Genomic DNA, 19086 nt, shown 5'->3' with positions numbered 1-19086 from the left:
GAGTCAAAAGTCAGTCATGGACAAACTTCTCTACATTGCTGCCAGCGGTGCATCTCAAGACCTTCTAGGTACTGGGCTTCGTGCCAATAACTTGGCTAACGCGCAAACAACCGGGTTTAGAGCTCAGTTAGAACAGGCAAGGTCAATGCCTGCCTACGGCGAAGGTTTGCCGTCTCGCGTTTTTTCAATGACCGAAAGTCCGTCAAACAACTATGAATCGGGCCCTATGATTCAAACGGGTCGTGATTTAGACGTTGCTATCCAAGGCGATGGCTGGTTTGCCGTTCAAGACGACAATGGCCAAGAAGCTTATTCTCGTGACGGTAACTTTAAGTTGGGTGACGACGGTATTTTGACAGATGTGCACAATCGCCCGGTTTTAGGTGATAACGGTCCAATCTTTCTTCCTGTACCACTGGATAACCTAGATATTGGTATGGACGGCACCTTGTCAATGAGACAGCTTGGCGCACCAGCAAATGTGATTGAAGATGTTGGCCGGCTGAAATTGGTTAAACCGAACTATGCCGATATGGAACGTGGCACTGATGGTTTATTTAGAATGGAAGACGGCACGGTAGCGCCAGCAAACGCTGGTGTGAAAGTGATGTCTGGCATGTTGGAAGGCTCGAACGTAAATGCCGTTGATGAAATGGTCAACATGATAAGCCTTCAGCGCCACTACGAGCTTCAAGTGAAGATGATGAAGCAAGCTGACGAGCTAGATTCTCGCGGCAACCAGTTACTACGCATTCTATAGATTAGTTAACAATTTCGTTATACGAACTTAAAAGGTTAGGAGGTCGCCATGCACCCAGCATTGTGGATAAGTAAAACAGGTCTTGATGCCGCGCAAACAGATGTCGCGGTGGTATCGAACAACCTGGCTAACGCATCAACGGTAGGCTTTAAAAAAGACAGAGCAATCTTTGAAGACTTGCTTTATCAAAATATAAACCAACCTGGTGGCCGTTCATCAGCTGATACTGAATTACCGTCTGGCCTTATGTTAGGTTCTGGTTCAAAAGTGGTATCAACGCAAAAAGCGCATACCCAAGGTAACTTGCTAACCACTGATAATGCATTGGATATGTCTATTCAAGGGCGCGGTTATTTCGAAATATTACAGCCTGATGGCACCATTGCGTATTCAAGAAATGGTCAGTTTTCAATGAATGACCAAGGTCAAATAGTGACTTCTGGCGCTGGCTTTTTATTACAACCTGAAGTGGCTATTCCAGAGGATGCGCAGCAAATTACCATTTCACAAGACGGTGAAATTAGCGTGTCAATTCGTGGTCAAGCAGAACCGCAAGTGCTAGGGCAAATGAACCTATCAGACTTTATCAACCCAACTGGCCTACAGCCTATTGGGCAGAACCTTTACGTTGAAACCGCATCAAGCGGCGCGCCTATTCAGGGTGTTCCAGGCCTTCAAGGTATAGGCACTATTGCACAAGGTACGTTAGAAACCTCTAACGTGAATGTGACCGAAGAGCTGGTTAATTTGATTGAAAGCCAGCGTTTGTACGAAATGAACTCCAAAGTGATTTCGTCGGTGGATCAGATGCTTGGGCAAGTCATTCAGCAACTTTAGTGAGTAATGTTATGCGAATTCTCGGACTCTTTCTTTCAGTCGCAATTTTGGCAGGTTGCGCAAGCACTAACCAGCCACCGGTACAAGCTAATGATCCGTCGTTTGCTCCTGTGGTACCAGATTACCCTCGCGAGAAGATTGTAGAAGATGGTTCGTTGTTCCGCTCGTATATGGCCAACAGCTTATATTCAGATATGACGGCCAGAAGGGTGGGCGACATTATTACTATCACGTTAAGTGAAAATACTAATGCAAGTAAATCAGCCGGTACGTCGACATCAAAAGACACCACAGTAGATTTAGACACAATTACCGGTTTAGGCGGGCAAGCGCTAAATATTGGCGGGCAATCTGTTCAGCTCGGTGTAAGTTCTTCAAACGACTTTGCCGGCGATGCAGCAACAAACCAAAGCAATAGTCTATCGGGAAATATATCGGTAACCGTAGTGGAAGTGCTACCCAATGACAATTTGGTTATTCGCGGCGAAAAGTGGCTTACCTTAAATCATGGCGACGAATATATTCGTTTAACCGGCATTATTCGCTTATCTGACATTAGCCCCGAAAATGAAGTGCTATCTACAAAAATAGCAAACGCCAGAATTCAATATAGCGGTACCGGTTCTTTTGCCAGTTCGCAAGAGAAAGGCTGGCTCACGAAGTTTTTTACATCATCATGGTGGCCGCTTTAAGCGGGGCTAGGAGAATCATTATGCGTTTGTTTTCAGTGGTACTTATCGCATTTACATTGGTGTTGTCTAGCAATGCTAATGCGCAACGCATCAAAGACTTGGCGAGTATCCAAGGGGTGAGAAGCAACCAATTGGTAGGTTACGGTTTAGTGGTTGGCCTACCGGGCACCGGTGAGCAAAGCCCTTTCACCGAGCAAAGCTTCCGTACCATGTTAAGTAATTTTGGTATTAGCTTAGACTCCAATACCAAACCTAAAATTAAAAACGTGGCAGCCGTGGCTGTTCACGCAGAATTGCCTGCTTTTACTAAGCCAGGGCAAACCATTGATATTACCGTGTCGTCAGTAGGCGAAGCGAGTAGTTTGCAAGGCGGCACGCTTCTACAAACGTTTCTTCGCGGTGTAGATGGCAAAGTGTACGCCGTAGCGCAAGGTAGTTTGGTTGTGAGTGGTTTTGGTGCTCAAGGCGGTGATGGTTCACGTATTGTGGTGAATACACCGACTGTAGGTCGTATTCCAAACGGTGCCATGGTTGAGCAAACCGTACCAAGCGGTTTTGCTAATGGCGATTCATTAACACTGAACTTGCATTACCCTGATTTTTCAACAGCAAAGGCGTTAGCTGATGTGATAAACGAGCGATTAGGTGCACAGCCAGAAAAAGGCTATTCCATAGCAACGCCCATTGATGCCGCGTCAGTACGTGTGTCCGCGCCAAGAGATGTTGGTCAGCGAGTGGGCTTTTTGGCCACACTAGAAAATTTTGAATTCACGCCGGCTGATGCGCCTGCGCGGGTTGTTATCAATAGTCGTACCGGTACGATTGTAATTGGTCGAGACGTACGTTTACTGCCTGCCGCTATTACCCATGGCGGGTTAACCGTGACAATTTCAGAAAACCAACAGGTTACTCAACCCAACGCGTTTGCGGATGGTGAAACGGTTGTAACCACACAGTCGATTGTAGATGTGGATTTATCAGACAGTCGCATGTTTTCTTTTGAGCCTGGGGTGACACTCGATCAGCTAGTGCGAGCCGTCAACGAAGTAGGTGCTGCACCTGGTGATTTAATGGCGATTTTAGAAGCATTAAGACAGGCCGGTGCACTTCATGGTGAATTGGTGATCATCTAATGGAAGCATTCAGCTCAAAAAATCAGCTCGATATGGCACGCAATGTCCACGATCTTGGCAGTATCAACAAAATGCGCGAGGCCATTGCTTCGGGTGATGAAAGTGTATTGCAAGAAGCGGCAGAGCAATTTGAAGCCATATTTGTGCAAATGATGCTGAAGTCTATGCGTAAAGCACAAGACGCCCTTGCCGATGAAAATAGCCCATTCAATTCTCAACAAGTTAAGTTCTATCGCGATATGCACGACCAACAACTTGCAACTGATTTAACGTCAGGCGGCGGTTTGGGATTAGCTGATATTATCGTAAAACAAATGGGTCAATCTGAAGACAGTTATTTACCTGCCAGCGTAATTCGCAGTGACGGCAACTTGAGCTCGCTCAACCGTGACCGTGTTATTGCCACAGAGCAAGCCCAAGAAACTGTGCTGGCTTCTGAATCTAAAGGTGTGCAATCGGCCACTAAAGACAGCATGTTCGATAGCCCTGAAGACTTTGTTGAAACCTTACGCCCCTATGCTGAACAAGTGGCTGAAAAGTACGGTATGGATGCTAAAGCTATTATTGCGCAGGCTGCGGTTGAAACGGGTTGGGGTAAGTTTGTTATTCATAACGCGGATGGCGAAAGTTCGCACAATCTTTTTGGTATAAAAGCGAATGCGCAGTGGGAAGGCAGCCAAGCAGTTGTCGATACACTTGAATTTAATAGCGGCATTCCACAAAAGCAAAAAGCAGCATTTCGTTCTTATGCATCATTAGAAGAGGCAGTTCATGATTACGGGCGCTTTATCGTCACTCAGCCCCGTTATCAGCAAGCTGTAGAACAAGCCTCAGATGCCCACAGCTATACCCGTGAGCTACAAAGCGCTGGATATGCTACGGATCCTAATTATGCCAGTAAAATTATGGCCGTTTACAACAGCGATAGGCTTAACGGCTTAATGCCGTAAGAAGAGGGGTTTAATATATGAGCGCAGTTGATTTATTTTCCCTAGCCACCAGTGGTGTAAACGCCAGTAGTAAGCTTTTACAAACGACCAGTAATAATATTGCCAATGTAAATACGCCTGGGTACGTACGCGAACGAACCGAGCTTGTTAATAGTGATGTATTTGGTGTTGAAATCGGTAATACAGAACGAATTATTAACGTATTTGCGCAAAACCAGCTTCGCCGCGATATAACTTCGGTGGGTGAACTAGAGGCCTTTTCTTCCAAAACGTCAGCAATTGATAACCTACTTGCGAGTGAAGCGAACTCCCTTTCTAAAGGCATTAGTGATTATTTTGCAGCAGTCCAAACTGCCTCAGACGACCCTACTAACTTGGCCTCTCGTGAACAGGTATTAGGAAAGTCAGAATCGCTGTATCAGCGTATGAAAACCCTGTCAGATTACATGGTTGAAAAGGAAGAAGAGTTTAATCTTGAAGTCACGTCGTTGGTTAACAGAACCAATAGCTTGATTAGCTCTATTGGCGAACTAAACAAAAATATTGTCATTGCCAAAGGGAATAACACCAGCGACGAACCCAGTGCATTGATGAATAAACGAGATGCCGCTGTTGAAGAACTCGCCTCGATTATGGCTATCAATGTGAAAGAGAGTCAGAGTCAAAACGGAGCGATTACCGTAAATTTGACCACTGGCGAATCACTCATATTAGATAATGGTGCGTTTAATTTATTTGAAATAAGTACCAGTGCAGATTCAACTAGCAAAGAGCTAAAGTTAGAAACAGATTTTGGTTCTCAAACGAAGAACGATACTACGGTTCGTGTTGTTGAAAGTGACTTAGGTGGCAGCCTAGGCGGGTTATTTCGTTACAGAAATGAAGTGCTTGGCACTGCTATGCGCGATGTGGGCCAACTTGCTGTCACTTTTGCCGATGCAGTTAATACCCAAAACAAACTCGGGATGGATTTAGACGGCCAATTGGGCGGCAATATTTTTGACATCCCTACGTTTAGAGGTTTAGAAACACAGGATACCAGCGGGGATTATCAGGTTGTTGGTCAACTTATCGCAGGTAAAGGGGCAGAACTGACTGATGCCGATTATCAAATAGAGGTAACTGCTGTAGCGGCAGGTGTTCCCAGCGAAATAGAAATTACTTTTTTAAATCCTGATGGAACCCCGCAAAAAGACGGCTCTGGAAATGATATTGTCTTTTCAAACTACAGTGTTACTAGTGGGTTTAATGAGTTACCCGGCGGTATTGAAGTAGAATTTGGTGGGGCTTCAACCTATGCGGTAGGGGATGAGTTTTTGATGCAGCCGACTAAAACGATTGCATCTTCCATTGAGTTAGCCACAAACAGACCTGAAGATCTCGCGTTCGCCGCGCCAGTAAGGGCACAAGCGGATGCCACGAATTTAGGTAGCGCCAATGTGAGTGGGGTAACAATTACAAACACTGAAGTCGGCGGTGGTACTGAACAATCTGCATTTGATGGTGCAGGTGGTATACATGATTTAGCTAGCTCACCTAGCGGTACGTTTGGCGCCCCAGCTCAAATTGTCTTTACCGCCGAAGATAGCTACCAAGTGCTAGATGGAGAAACGCCGCCTAATGTCATTACCAATGTGACCGGCGCCACTAATTTAAGCAATTTACTCGCTCAGGCACAAAGCAACGGCAGCGGTCCTGCTTGGCCTGCTGCATTTTCATCATTAGATGACTACCCAGGTTATGACATTAGTTTAGATGGCGTACCTAAAGCGGGTGATAGTTTTACGATTAGTTACAATACCGATGGTTTTAACGACAACAGTAATGCACTTGAAATTGCAGCTTTGCAAAACGAGAACTTAGTGCAAGTGAGTAGTGAATCAACCAATCAGCAACGTACCTTTCAAGATGCTTATGCATCTATGGTAGGGCGGATTGGTGAAGACGCAGCCATGGCTGACATTTCTTTGACTTCAGCAGAAGCAATGAAAACTCAATCAGAAAATTGGTTTGAGTCAGTATCTGGGGTAAGCCTAGATGAAGAGGCGGCAAACCTAGTCAAGTTTCAGCAGTCTTATTCTGCCGCAGCACGAATTTTAAGCACAGCGCAAGAGTTGTTCGATACTATTCTAAGTGCAGCGAGGTAACAGATTATGCGTATATCAACGAGTCAAATTTACGACCAAAGCATTCGCTCCATTATGGAAAACCAAGAAGGGTTGGCTAAAACACAAGAGCAGTTAGCAACGGGAAAACGGATCCTTACGCCGGCAGACGACCCAGTGGGCGCTGCAAAAGTATTGCGCTTGACCGAAGAGCTTGATGGGCTGACGCAGTTTCAACGAAATAATGATTTGGTAACAGGTTCTCTAGAACAGCAAGAAGCAGTGCTTACAAATATTACCAATTCGATTAATCGCGCTAGAACATTAGTTGTTCAAGCGGGCTCAGGCATTCTTGACGACCCTGATAAACGCGCCATTGGGGCTGAGTTAGAACAAATTAAGTTGGAGATTTTCGACTTAATGAATACCCAAGACGCCGATGGAAATTATATGTATGCAGGTTATCAATCTGCAAACCAAGCCTTTACCTATAACCCCGCCTCATCAGGAAATGCCATCACGTTTTCAGGTGATGCTGGTGTAAGTTTTATTCAGCTATCGTCTAGCTCAAAAATACAATCTACCAGCAACGGTTATGAGGTTTTTGAGAACGTACTATCACGTTTTGATTTTTCTGTAACCGGCAGTACAGTCGCGGACTTACAAAACACAGTGGTAAAAGAACAAGGTACGTTCGATACCTTTTTCAACAAGAATTATGACCCTGTAACCAGTGCTAATAATGACTATCAAGTAGAGTTTTTGGCATCGGGAGAAGCACAGCTAACCAATACTGGCACCGGTGCTGTTGTGGGAACGGTTGATTATACATCCGGTAGCCCATTTACTATCAAAGGCATGCAGTTTGAAGCGAGTGCAGCCGTTGGCGATACCATTAATTTTTCTTTGGATGCGCCTGAGAAAAAGAGTATGGCCCAATCGCTTCATGAAATTCAAACCATACTCATGGACAGCACCATTGATGATAGTGCGCTGCAAGAGGCTATTGCCGATTCGTTAGTAGGGTTAGATAATGGGCTAGAAAAAATATCTCTCGAACGCGCCTCTATAGGTAGTCGCTTAAATATCGCTGAATCCACTTACGAAAGTAATCTTGATATGGAAATTGCGGCAAAGGCATCTCGCTCATCAATCCAAGATGTTGATTATGCAGAAGCCTCTACGGAATTTGCCAAACAAGAAACTGCACTCAGTGCGGCGCTAGCGACATTCCCGCAAGTATCTAATTTATCCTTGTTCAACTTCATCTAGTAAGGTATTCATCCCCGATAGTGTGGCAAGGTATACTCGGGTTTTATTATCGATATGATCTGAATAGTAAGAGACATACAAAGTGTCGTCTTGCCATACCAAGCCTGGGTAACTATTGTCTCCTTTACTCGGTAAGGTAATCAGAAGTTTCAGCGAATAATCAGTTAATGAAAGTAACCAAATTGCCGTTGTCAGATTTTTACCATCCCAATTTCTACCTGCTACCACATAGCTATTTTCTGTTAGTGATAGCATAACCGGTCCGCCAATATAATGTTTCAAATCATGCCATTTCCAATTCGTGTAAGGCGGTGATGAAAAGCCTAATTTGGCGCTGAAGCTATCTGCATCTCGGCGTACAATCGCCGTCGCTCTATCAGCATCATCAAACAATATATGGCTTTCATTCGGATAGCCAAATTTGTGTTCTTCAAAAGACATAGCGCCTTTCTTTTGAAGGTAAAGTTGTTTGAGTGGGTTGCCTTCAAATAAATCAATCCTTTGATTTTTACGATTATAGGCAAACCCATAAGCCTTTCCCTTGTTCCATGTTAAGCGCCAAAGCCACCAACCTGAATGTCCGAAAAAGTGGGGTGTTGACCAAGACTCACCGGTGGTAGAAAAGTAACTCACCATTTTAGTGGTTATCGCACCGGTATTTACGTCTTTGTGCTTAGCGTAGGCTGTGATGATTAACTTTCGTCCATCAAAACAAAATTTTGGATCGCGTAAATCCCAGGCGGGTAGTGCCAGTCGTTGGTAAGTTTTTGCCCCAGTATCAATATTCACTTTACAGACAATCACAACACCATCTGGGCTTATATGATTTACGCCCCGTCGATAGCAGCTCAGTAGTGACTTACGACTAATGTCGAAGGGATTTTCGATTAAATCAGTAAACGCGCAGTGCTCACCTTCAGATGAAACTCGGTCAACCGCGTTAATCTTCAAATTTATATTCACGCTAATACTCTTTTAAAAACCGACTGTTATGTAATCGTAGACGGCAATTTTATACCGCACTACGGCAATTTTTGTAAATAATTCTAAAGGGAACTGCGGTTATGTCGATACAAACACTGAGAGAGCCAGTTCATCATTACCCCTCAGGTATTGGTGACTATTAAAATTGTAATAGCCGGATCCCCGGCAGCCAGCTCACGCTGGACTGAGAGTGTAGGAGAGACTTTATGTCTATGTTCGTCAATACCAATGTTTCCTCATTGAATGCTCAGCGTCAATTATTTGATGTAAGCAATTCTTTGGGTACGTCTTTTGAGCGTCTGTCTTCGGGTTTCCGTATAAACAGTGCTGCAGATGACGCCGCAGGTCTACAAATCACCGACCGAATGACTTCACAAGTTCAAGGTCTAAACCAAGCGGTACGTAACGCTAACGATGCGATCTCACTATCGCAAACCGCTGAAGGTGCGTTGTCTGAAACGACTACTTCTCTTCAACGTATTCGTACACTAGCAATCCAATCACAAAACGGTATCAACAGCTCTGCTGACCGTGTAGCACTTCAAAAAGAAGTATCTGCACTAAGAACTGAAATATCGCGTATTTCAACCACAACTCAGTTTGCTGGTGTAAATATATTGTCAGGTGACTTCTCTGCCAAGTTCTTGGTAGGTGCAAATGCTGGCCAAACGATTTCTGTAAATCTTTCAACTACCCCGTTGTCAAACGCTGGTGTAGATGGTTTCAGTGCTACAGGTTTAGGAATTACTGGCGGTACAAATAACGTACTAACCAGTGAAAATGCATCAAGCATGTTAGCTAGCGTAGATAACGCTATTTCAGCTGTGGGTGGTCTTCGTGCCGACTTAGGTGCGCTTCAAAACCGTTTCCAGTCAACGATTCGTAACCTTAGTAACATTTCTGAAAACGTATCAGCAGCACGTTCACAAATCAAAGATACCGATTTTGCTACTGAAACAGCTAACTTGACTCGTAACCAGATTCTACAGCAGGCGAGCACTACTGTGTTGTCTCAGGCGAATCAGCGTCCACAGGCAGCACTTCAGCTTCTAGGTTAATACCCCAGTCGTTAATAGTGAGAGAATGGGGCCAGGAGGTAGTGAACCTTTAACCTCAGCTGTTCTACAGTGAATTAAATTTAAAAAGGCCGATTTTTTAATCGGCCTTTTTTTATTTCTGCGAATTAAAATATTGAAATAAAAGGTTTTTTCAAAAAGATCAAAAAAACCTAAAGTAAACGGCAGTCCGGTACGATAACTATAACAAAGGGAAGGTAAACATTACTTCCTCTCTTTAAAGCCTAAAACGAATAATAAAAGCAATAAGTTTAAGAGGTTTTGACGAGTGTTAGTTGACTACTTGGTTTTAGATATTGTCAGGAGATCAATAGCTTAAAATCAGAAAAATCATTTTCATAAAGTTCTAAAGGAAATGGTGAGGTAAGTCGATAAAGAGTTAAGTTTGCTGATTGGGCTGCTGACTGGCGAGAATGAAGCCAGGAGGTAGTGAGAGGTTTGAGGTCTGGAACAACAAACCCGACAGTCAGCAAAAGAGAAGTTTCCTTCTCTGTATAACAAGCTTCACCGGGAGTGACCCGTTAAAGCGTCAGAATAAAATCCTGACAATTATGTGAAGCACAAGCTATGCCAAAATATTTAATTAACTCGCGCAAATAATAAAATCAATAGCGCAAAACTTAAACTGTTAGGAGACCTCTCATGAGTCTATTCGTAAATACTAATGTGTCATCGCTTAATGCGCAGCGCCAGTTGTTCTCAACAGGCAACAACTTAGATACTGCATTTGAACGTTTATCATCTGGTTTTAGAATTAACAGTGCCGCTGATGATGCAGCGGGTCTGCAAATTACTGACCGTATGACCTCGCAAGTTCAAGGTCTAAACCAAGCGGTACGTAATGCAAACGATGCGATTTCATTATCGCAAACCGCTGAAGGTGCAATGCAAGAAACCACCACAGCTTTGCAGCGAATTCGTACCCTGGCTATCCAATCGCAAAATGGTATTAACTCTTCTGCGGATAGACTAGCGCTTCAAAAAGAAGTGTCGGCACTTCGTACTGAAATTTCACGTATTGCTACCACAACCCAGTTTGCTGGCGTAGACGTACTATCTGGTGCATTTTCAGCTCGTTTCTTGGTAGGCGCCAACGCAGGGCAAACGATTTCTGTTAACTTGTCTACACAAGCGTTAGGCCGTGCAGGCATTGATGGCTTTAGTGCGACAGGCTTAGGAATTACCGGTGGGAATAATGATGTATTAACAGAAACGAATGCATCAGCATTGCTTGGTTCAGTAGATAATGCGATATCTGCAATAGGTGGCCTGCGTGCAGACTTGGGTGCGCTTCAAAACCGCTTCCAATCTACCATCAGAAACTTGAGTAATATTTCTGAAAATGTATCTGCGGCAAGATCACGAATTAAAGATACAGATTTTGCCACCGAAACGGCAGAGTTGAGCCGTAACCAGATTCTTCAACAAGCAAGTACAACTATTCTTGCCCAGGCGAACCAACGTCCACAAGCGGCATTGTCACTACTAGGGTAAGAAGTAAATAAGGCGTTTTAATTGGGAAGGAGTTGAGAGGCCATCCCCTAATGAAGGAATGGCGGCCATTTAAGGCCGCCCCCTTTGAGAAAGCGCCGACTAACAGGACTGAGAGTGTAGAAGTGTTGGTTGAGAGGCCAGTTTATCCTACTAAAACCCTGCCAGCCGACTGAAACAGTATTTGCTCAATCTCCTAACGTGAGCAGATTGGCCGAGATTTAATGTCTCGGCCTTTTTTTATTCTAAGCCGAAACACCCTGCCAAACTGAAATCATTAACTTGAGCAAAATTAATGATTCACAAATTCAAATGCACCTTCTATGCCAAGTGTATTCACTTAATGTTTCCAATCTACGAATCATTGTTAAACCTAATGATGCCGCAATACCGTTAAAAGCAAATGTTGCCAGCCAGAATGTGAATCGATTAATCATAAATAGATTAGCATTTGTGTCGCTTTAGTGGCCGGAAAGATAAAAATTCACAAAAATCGAAGGGTATTAAATCCTTAAAACTCAGTGACTTAATTATTTTTTTGTTTTATTTTAAAAAAAAGACAAAAAAAAACTAAAGAAGCTAAAGACTTGGCCGATACCTATTGTTGAGGGGTAATGTAATTTACTTTGCAAGAGGAAGTTAGTCGGGAGTAGTGACCCAGCTAATTTGAACTGGAAGGATTTAATGATAGCACAGGCATCATTGAATCCCTAGGAGGTAATCTAATGTCTTTATTTGTAAATACTAATGTGTCATCAATTAACGCTCAACGTCAGCTTTTTGACGTGAGTGATAAATTGAACACGTCATTTGAGAGATTGTCATCTGGGTTTCGTATCAACAGTGCGGCTGATGATGCTGCTGGTCTTCAAATTTCTGACCGTCTAACGTCTCAAGTTGAAGGTTTGAACCAAGCTGTTCGTAATGCGAACGATGCTATCTCATTGTCACAAACTGCTGAAGGTGCGCTTGGCGAAGTAACGTCTAGCTTACAGCGTATTCGCCAATTAGCAGTTCAATCACAAAATGGTATTAACTCTTCAGCTGATCGCTTAGCACTTCAAAAAGAAGTGTCTGCGCTTAGAACTGAAATTTCGCGCATCGCGACCGATACTCAATTCGGAAGCGTGAAAATTTTGGACGGTAATTTCTCTGCTAAATTTTTAGTAGGTGCAAATGCTGGCCAAACTATTTCTGTGAACCTATCTTCAACTAATCTTGGTTCTATCAGCGGCTTTAGTGCAACTGGGTTGGGTATTACTACCAACAGTGTTGCCACAGCAGATGGCGCGTCTGCGCTTCTATCTGATGTAGACGCTGCGATATCAGGTATTGGGGGAGTTCGAGCTGACCTGGGTGCGCTTCAAAACCGTTTCCAATCAACTATTCGTAACTTGAGCAATATCAGTGAGAACCTGTCATCTGCACGTTCTCAGATTCGTGATACCGATTTTGCATCTGAAACTGCAGATCTAACACGTAATCAGATTATTCAGCAGGCATCTATTTCTGTACTAAGTCAAGCAAACCAGCGCCCTCAAACTGCGCTATCTTTGCTCGGATAAGCTATAATTTAATACCTTAGTTGGAATGTAACGGGTGCTTGCTTACTTGCAAGGGCCCGTTTTGTCGTTTCAAAAGGGGGGTGAAATAAGTGGAAATTGTAAATAATCAAACTGGTCAAGCTTTTGCATTAGCTTCTGAATCCGCAACGGTGTCTAAAGTGGCGCCAAACGAGAGCTCAGGGAAAGCGAGCAACGACAGTGAAAATAATAGTGCTGGCCAACAGCAAGCAAACAGTAGTGGAACAAATACGGCGCTAAAAAACGGTGTGTCTAGTGTACAAAATTTGGCTCAAGGTTCTAACCCTTCAGCCGATAAAGTATCAGAAGCAGAGAATCAAGCTTCGCTAGAGAACGCAGTTCAAGAAGTTGAATCATTCTTGCAAACGCAAAATAGGAATTTGGCGTTTTCTATTGATGACGAAACTAAGCGCTCGGTTGTTACGGTAAAAGATTCTGAGTCTGGTGATGTAATAAGACAAATACCCTCTGAAGAAGTATTAGCGCTTGCTGAACGTATTCAAGATTTGCAGCAAGATGTAGGCGACAGTGTAGGGGTATTTATTAATAATCGCGTCTAGCAACCGTGTTTAACAACCGTGTTTAACGAGGTAAAGTATGACAATTCAATCATTAGGTGTAGGTTCAGGTTTAGCACTTGACGACCTAGTTCAACAGCTTCTTACCGCTGAGCGTCAGCCCAAAGAAGACCGGTTGAATGCGAAAGAAGAACAGATTGAAGCTGAAATCTCAGGCTTAGGTCAGATTAAATCCAAATTTTCTGATTTTAAAGATGCGGTTGATGATTTACGAAGCGATAACGACATCAATGGTCGTGAACCCACTATTACCAACCCTTCTGAAGATGACGATGTACTTTCTGCAGAAGCATCTAATTCAGCCCTTCGTGGTTCTTACGATATTGTGGTTGAGCAATTAGCCCAGGGCAGCCGAATTACTACCGATGATGGCGCGTTTACTGCCAGTTCAGATCCAGTACTCACGTCAGGTACTGGTTCACTTACGTTTGATGTGGGCGGAAGTGACAGTTTTACCATCGATATTACTGCTGGTACTTCATTAACCGCGCTCAGAGAAAAAATTAATAACGCAGATGATAACTTCGGCGTAACTGCCAACATTATCGATACCGGTACAGCTGCCGGCCCTCGTTTAGTGTTTAGCTCTAGCGAAACAGGTACTGGTAACGATTTGGTTATCACCAATGATAATGGTAACGCGGAGTTAGATAGGCTTTCCACCACAGGTGGTGCAGGTAGCATCGACCCTGCGAATATTGAATCTGCACAAAATGCGATTGCTTATATAGACGGTATTGCGGTTGAAAGTGAATCTAATGAGTTTGAAAACACCATTCAAAACGTGTCTTTTGAAGTCAATGAAATTTCGCCTAAAGACGCCGTCGGTGATTTTCTTTCTACCAAATTGGAAATTGGTTACGACAAAGAAGGCCTAGATAAAAAAATTCGTGATTTCGTAGAAAACTATAATAGTTTGATTGACGAAATAGGCCTGCTAACTAAATACGGTGAGTCAGAATTAGAAGATGATGGCGCATTGGCTGGAGATTCGTTATTACGCGGAATTCAATCCGGTTTGGCCAGTATAGTTGGTGACAGTAACAGCGCATCTGCGTTGGGGGGCTTGTTCCAATTAGGTATCGAATTTGATGACGACGGTAAACTAGAAATTGGCACAACAGACTATGGATTGGGCTCAGGTGAAGATCGTCTAGCTGATGCTCTTGAAGATAATTTTGATGAAATAGCATCACTATTTACTGATGACGATGAAGGTATTGCGGTGAGGCTTTATGATTTTGCTAACCAATATACCTCGTACAGTGGCTTAATTAGTTTGCGCGAAACTGCGGCCAAAGACGATAGAGATGATTTGTACGACGAGCGAGAGACATTGGAATTAAGAATGCTTAGCTATGAAGAAATACTTCGTGATAAGTATCTGAACTTAGACCAAACTGTTGCTCAGCTAAACCAGACTAGTTCGGCACTACTTGCTTCACTAGGCTAAGAAGTTTTCGGAGATTTTATGGCACTTAAAGGCATTAACGCTTACCGCAAAGGTAACCTAAAACAAGATATAGCGTCTGCGGATCCGCATAAGCTTACACTCATGCTACTGCAAGGCGCGTTAGATCGAATCGCCTATGCTAAAGGTGCAATGGAAAGAAAAGATCTTATTACCAAAGCAGACTTTATCTCTAAAACAAGCGCTATCCTCATGCACTTGCGTGACACGTTAGATCTTGAAATTGGCGGTGAAGTAGCGCAGAACATGTTTAATCTATATGACTATATGATTCAGCGTTTAAATGATGCGCATGTAAATAACGACTTGAAGTTACTTGATGAAGTGTCTAGCCTATTAACACCTATTCGAGACGCGTGGGTTCAAATTCCTGAAACTGCAAAGCAAGAGGCCTTTGAAGCTCAGCGTCAAAATCGTCAAGCTATGTGAACCAGGTTATTTTTAATCACGAACTCACTCCTTTATTCTTACAGGTAGTTAATGAAAAATTAGCTGCCTGTTTGGTGCCTTCTGACGCCCCCATTCCTACTGAAAATTTTAGATCTTTGGTTCAATTACGCGACCGTGTAATCAGGCGGGCGCTGAAGCAAATGGACGCTGAAGTAGAAAAAGCTTTCGCTGCTAAAGAGTTAGAGATAAATAATAAATTGGAGAAATTGGCGCGTGGTTTGCTAGATAGTGCTAAAGACGAAGCCGTTCAATATTCTCGTGGGCGGGCAGCATTAAAGAAATATAAATAATCATGCTAAACAAAATTCAATTTCATATTGATGAAAACGAGCAAAAGCAGCAACAAATTGAAATGGAGGCTGCAAAACTAATCCAACGGCGGAATCACGAAGGTGTCGAAGCTTTCAAGCGTTATATTCCTAACCTACTCCCTTCTTTAACGTCTAATCGCTCTCGTTCCGCCACGGTATTTTGTAATCGGCTGGGTAATATTAATATTATCGATTACCTTAGCGGAAATGTTCTTTATGGATTAAACCCAGAACAAGAAAGCAAAAATCACATAAAAGAAGCAATTTCACGCTCCTCAATCATTGATGTTTCAGGGGGGGGAGTATGCTTGCAGAGTGCAGATTTGCTGGTGATTTTAGGGTTGGGGCTCGGCTATTATTTGTCTGATTTGATAGAAGGTCGTAAATACAAATACATTGTTATTTATGAACCAAACGAAGACTATTTTGCTTCATCATTATCAGCTATCAATTGGAAGTCCATATTACGCAAAGCTAATGAATTTAACATTGCTCTATTTCTACAAATTGGCAAAGACGCAAGTGAGTTATATAACAATGTAGAAGAGCTTAATCAAAACCTTGCTGTGCAGGGAATGGTGATTTATAAGCATTTAAACAGCCCATTATTTGATAATCTAGAACGCTTCCTCAGATCCCATAAGTGGGAAGAGATGGCAAGCTGGGTTCCAAATCGTTCAATAAAGTCGTCATTAGTTGATTATGTTCCTCCATGGACATTGCATATTGAAAGTGGGAGTTGGAGCGACCAGTATCTAGACCACAGCAAAAAGAAAGAAAATTTAGCAGCGCTTGCGAAGTACTTCCCTGACTTATACAAAGAGTTTTTAAATTACATCCCTCGCATTTGGATGCCTGTGGCAAATGAATCGGGTGAAACAAATCTCTGCTACGAATCAACAGGTGCTCTTTTTTACGATTATTCCCCCAGCCAAGACGGAAAAGATAGCTTTTCGCTTTTTGAACAACACCCTAATAAAGATGGCTTAATCCTAGGATACAAAGGAATAAAACTTCGCAATTACCTTCATTATAGATTGGTGTCTGAATGCGAATCTATTATGAGTGGCTTAGATGAAGTAAAAGGGACGTTACCGACAAGCGTACGCTCATTAATCTTCTTTGGGTTAGGTGCGGGCTATTCCCTTAACGAGTTAATCGATAATCATAGCGTAGATAAATTGTTCATTTGCGAACCAAATAAAGACTTTTTCTATGCGTCACTATTCACTGTAAATTGGGATGAAATTCTTCATTGTTTTGACGACGGTGATAAGCGTTTGTATTTGAATGTAGGAGATGATGGAACTAATCTAACCGACGATTTATTGGTGCAATTTCAATCGGTAGGTCCATATGTCCTAGCTAATACCTATTTTTATCAGGGGTATTACAATGAAAGGTTAGTTGCTGCCATCTCTCAAATGAGAGAGCAACTTCAAGTCATCATTGCGATGGGGGATTACTTTGACAATGCAAAGTATGGACTTGCTCACACACGTGTCGCCATCGAAAGAGAAACTCCTTTCTTATTAAATAATGCGAGTTCTAAAATATCGGCAGGTTTGAAAGAAGTGCCTATTTTTATAGTAGGTAATGGTCCTTCTTTGGATAATCTATTAGATGTATTGAAAAGTGAAAAAGACAATGTGGTGATAATTTCATGCGGTACCGCTTTGCAGTCACTTCATCGCAACGGAATTACGCCCGACTTTCACGCTGAAATTGAGATGAACAGAGCAACTCATGATTGGGCTACTCGGATACAAGATAGTGAGTATTTGCAAAAAATACGATTAATAAGCTGCAACGGGGTCCATCCCGATACCATGCGACTCTATGGCAGTACTCTACTTGCATTTAAACAAGGCGAAGCCTCTACGGTGGCATGTGCTGAGCTTCATAATCAGAAAATGTTTGCGCATTTAAATCACGCTTATCCTACAGTTTCGAACTTTGTGGTAGACCTAATTACTACATTGGGGTTTCAACAGATATATTTATTCGGCATTGATTTAGGTTTTAAAGATCCTAATTACCATCACTCGAAAATGTCAGGGTACTATCAGGATAATGGTCAAGAACTTTACGATTACGCAGGTCGCAATAATACATCAATTTTGGTTCCCGGAAATCTACGACCGTGGGTTAATTCTAAATTTGAATTTAAAGTGTCCAAAGCTGTCATTGAACAGTCTCTCATCAGCACCCATTCTAGTGTTTATAATTTAAGTGATGGGGCCAAGATTAATGGTGCTATAGGGCTTAAAAGTGACGATGTATTGGTGCTATCAACGGCTGAGTTAAAAAAAGAGTTAATAGATACGATAAGTCTCACGGCATTTGCACCTGTAGATAGAGAAGAATTTAACCAGCAGTTTAGCAAAAGATTTAGTAATGAGTCTCTATCAGAGGAATTGTTATCCCTTTTACACTTGCTGAAACAAGAGTTGAAAACGCGCGAAGATATCGACCAAGTCATTTCACAGCAAAGAGATTTGCTAGTATCGTCTCTATTTAGAAAAAAATCGATTTTGTTTTTTTTGCTTAACGGAACACTAAATTATATAAACAGTGTGTTAAGCAAGCTTCTTAATATCGGTGATGATGATTTATTGATAGAAGTGGGAACTACGATAGTAGGAAGCTGGGGAAGGTACCTTGAAGATATCATGTCCGTCATGGGAAATGATGAAATAGGCCTAGATGGTTCCGGGAGTTTTTACGGTTTACGTAGAAATATTTATTTGAAGACTCTTTCTGAAAGTCATTCCATAGAAATCAATATTTCACCTAGCTCGAAAATTCATGCTCTGGAAAAATGGTGTGATATACAGAAAATAAAACTGAGCGAAATTTATGGTCTTGAGGGGAGGCGTATTGAATTTGGTATTCCTACTGTCGAACTAGATCAAGATGCAATTTACATCGTTAACTCTCTGTCCAGTTTGCTACCAAATAAGAGTAAAAGTAGAAAAGTTTTGCTTAGCCTAGCATGCGTTAACCCAGATGTTGGTATTAGTATTATTCCTCCTGAGTTTGATCAAATTCACCATAGTGTAAATGCTTTATATTCTGCTATTGAAGATTTTATCGTCATTCCGAAACTCATTGTTTATCAGAATAACAGGGTTGATGGCCTAAAAGCGGTAACAGAAGCCTTACAGCACTATACTGTATATGAAACGCAAGATTTTCTGTTGCTAACCCCTGAATTACTTAGAGAAGATGCATTAATTTTGGCTTTTGGAGATAGGCTATCGTATCGACCTAGGCTAACAGAAGAACTGCTTGTGGTTCGCGTCAAGACTGAAAAAGAGTTTGTAAGTGTTAGCGCTCAGAAGCGCCAATAAATACGATTATATTATAATTATTAGATAAGTGATTTTTTGC

General features: G+C 42.4%; 16 protein-coding genes. 15 read left to right on the top strand and 1 reads right to left on the bottom strand.

Annotation, left to right across the window (positions count from 1 at the left end):
• Positions 1-16 precede the first annotated feature (16 nt).
• Genes R1T43_RS15910 through flgL form a run of 7 tightly spaced genes read left to right on the top strand, consistent with a single transcriptional unit; the run spans position 17 to position 7749 of the window.
• On the top strand, positions 17-760 hold the full coding sequence (locus tag R1T43_RS15910; RefSeq protein WP_211071120.1) for a flagellar basal body rod protein FlgF: 744 nt from the start codon (positions 17-19) through the stop codon (positions 758-760).
• Between the two features lie 48 nt (positions 761-808).
• A complete protein-coding gene (flgG, locus tag R1T43_RS15905; RefSeq protein ID WP_013785145.1) occupies positions 809-1597 on the top strand; it encodes a flagellar basal-body rod protein FlgG in 789 nt (262 codons plus the stop codon).
• A gap of 11 nt (positions 1598-1608) precedes the next feature.
• On the top strand, positions 1609-2289 hold the full coding sequence (gene flgH / locus R1T43_RS15900; protein ID WP_317350330.1) for a flagellar basal body L-ring protein FlgH: 681 nt from the start codon (positions 1609-1611) through the stop codon (positions 2287-2289).
• A gap of 20 nt (positions 2290-2309) precedes the next feature.
• The gene (locus R1T43_RS15895; RefSeq protein WP_317350329.1) at positions 2310-3422 is read left to right on the top strand and encodes a flagellar basal body P-ring protein FlgI; all 1113 of its coding nucleotides are present in this window, start codon (positions 2310-2312) and stop codon (positions 3420-3422) included.
• The gene (gene flgJ, locus R1T43_RS15890; protein ID WP_317350328.1) at positions 3422-4372 is read left to right on the top strand and encodes a flagellar assembly peptidoglycan hydrolase FlgJ; all 951 of its coding nucleotides are present in this window, start codon (positions 3422-3424) and stop codon (positions 4370-4372) included. The genes R1T43_RS15895 and flgJ overlap by 1 nt, the downstream gene beginning before the upstream one ends.
• A gap of 17 nt (positions 4373-4389) precedes the next feature.
• A complete protein-coding gene (gene flgK / locus R1T43_RS15885; RefSeq protein WP_317350327.1) occupies positions 4390-6519 on the top strand; it encodes a flagellar hook-associated protein FlgK in 2130 nt (709 codons plus the stop codon).
• Between the two features lie 6 nt (positions 6520-6525).
• Positions 6526-7749, top strand: a complete 1224-nt coding sequence (gene flgL, locus R1T43_RS15880; protein WP_211071124.1) for a flagellar hook-associated protein FlgL — start codon at positions 6526-6528, stop codon at positions 7747-7749.
• On the opposite strand, the gene R1T43_RS15875 is transcribed toward flgL, so the two are convergent.
• The gene (locus tag R1T43_RS15875) at positions 7726-8712 is read right to left on the bottom strand and encodes a hypothetical protein (protein WP_317350326.1); all 987 of its coding nucleotides are present in this window, start codon (positions 8710-8712) and stop codon (positions 7726-7728) included. The genes flgL and R1T43_RS15875 overlap by 24 nt on opposite strands.
• 227 nt (positions 8713-8939) lie before the next feature.
• Here R1T43_RS15875 and R1T43_RS15870 point away from each other — a divergent pair, with 227 nt between their 5' ends.
• From R1T43_RS15870 to R1T43_RS15835, 8 genes are all read left to right on the top strand, one after another.
• Positions 8940-9791, top strand: coding sequence for a flagellin (locus R1T43_RS15870; RefSeq protein WP_317350325.1), 852 nt, complete (start codon positions 8940-8942; stop codon positions 9789-9791).
• 660 nt (positions 9792-10451) lie between these two features.
• Positions 10452-11303 (top strand): flagellin, encoded by an 852-nt coding sequence (locus R1T43_RS15865; protein ID WP_317350324.1) that lies wholly within the window; start codon positions 10452-10454, stop codon positions 11301-11303.
• A 722-nt stretch (positions 11304-12025) separates the two neighbouring features.
• A complete protein-coding gene (locus R1T43_RS15860) occupies positions 12026-12865 on the top strand; it encodes a flagellin (protein WP_211071126.1) in 840 nt (279 codons plus the stop codon).
• 89 nt (positions 12866-12954) lie between these two features.
• The gene (locus R1T43_RS15855) at positions 12955-13443 is read left to right on the top strand and encodes a flagellar protein FlaG (RefSeq protein ID WP_211071127.1); all 489 of its coding nucleotides are present in this window, start codon (positions 12955-12957) and stop codon (positions 13441-13443) included.
• A 37-nt stretch (positions 13444-13480) separates the two neighbouring features.
• Positions 13481-14914, top strand: coding sequence for a flagellar filament capping protein FliD (fliD, locus tag R1T43_RS15850; RefSeq protein ID WP_211071128.1), 1434 nt, complete (start codon positions 13481-13483; stop codon positions 14912-14914).
• 18 nt (positions 14915-14932) lie between these two features.
• Positions 14933-15361 (top strand): flagellar export chaperone FliS, encoded by a 429-nt coding sequence (gene fliS / locus R1T43_RS15845; RefSeq protein WP_013785132.1) that lies wholly within the window; start codon positions 14933-14935, stop codon positions 15359-15361.
• Positions 15358-15672, top strand: a complete 315-nt coding sequence (locus tag R1T43_RS15840) for a hypothetical protein (RefSeq protein WP_211071129.1) — start codon at positions 15358-15360, stop codon at positions 15670-15672. Before fliS ends, R1T43_RS15840 begins: the two co-directional genes overlap by 4 nt.
• A 2-nt stretch (positions 15673-15674) precedes the next feature.
• Complete coding sequence (locus R1T43_RS15835; RefSeq protein ID WP_317350323.1) at positions 15675-19046, top strand: 6-hydroxymethylpterin diphosphokinase MptE-like protein; 3372 nt, start codon at positions 15675-15677, stop codon at positions 19044-19046.
• The last annotated feature ends 40 nt before the right edge of the window (positions 19047-19086 follow it).

The sequence above is a fragment of the Alteromonas sp. CI.11.F.A3 genome (assembly GCF_032925565.1).
Classification (GTDB): Bacteria; Pseudomonadota; Gammaproteobacteria; order Enterobacterales; family Alteromonadaceae; genus Alteromonas.
Note: the sequence above shows the minus strand (reverse complement) of the source record. Positions and strands in the feature narration are given on the sequence as shown.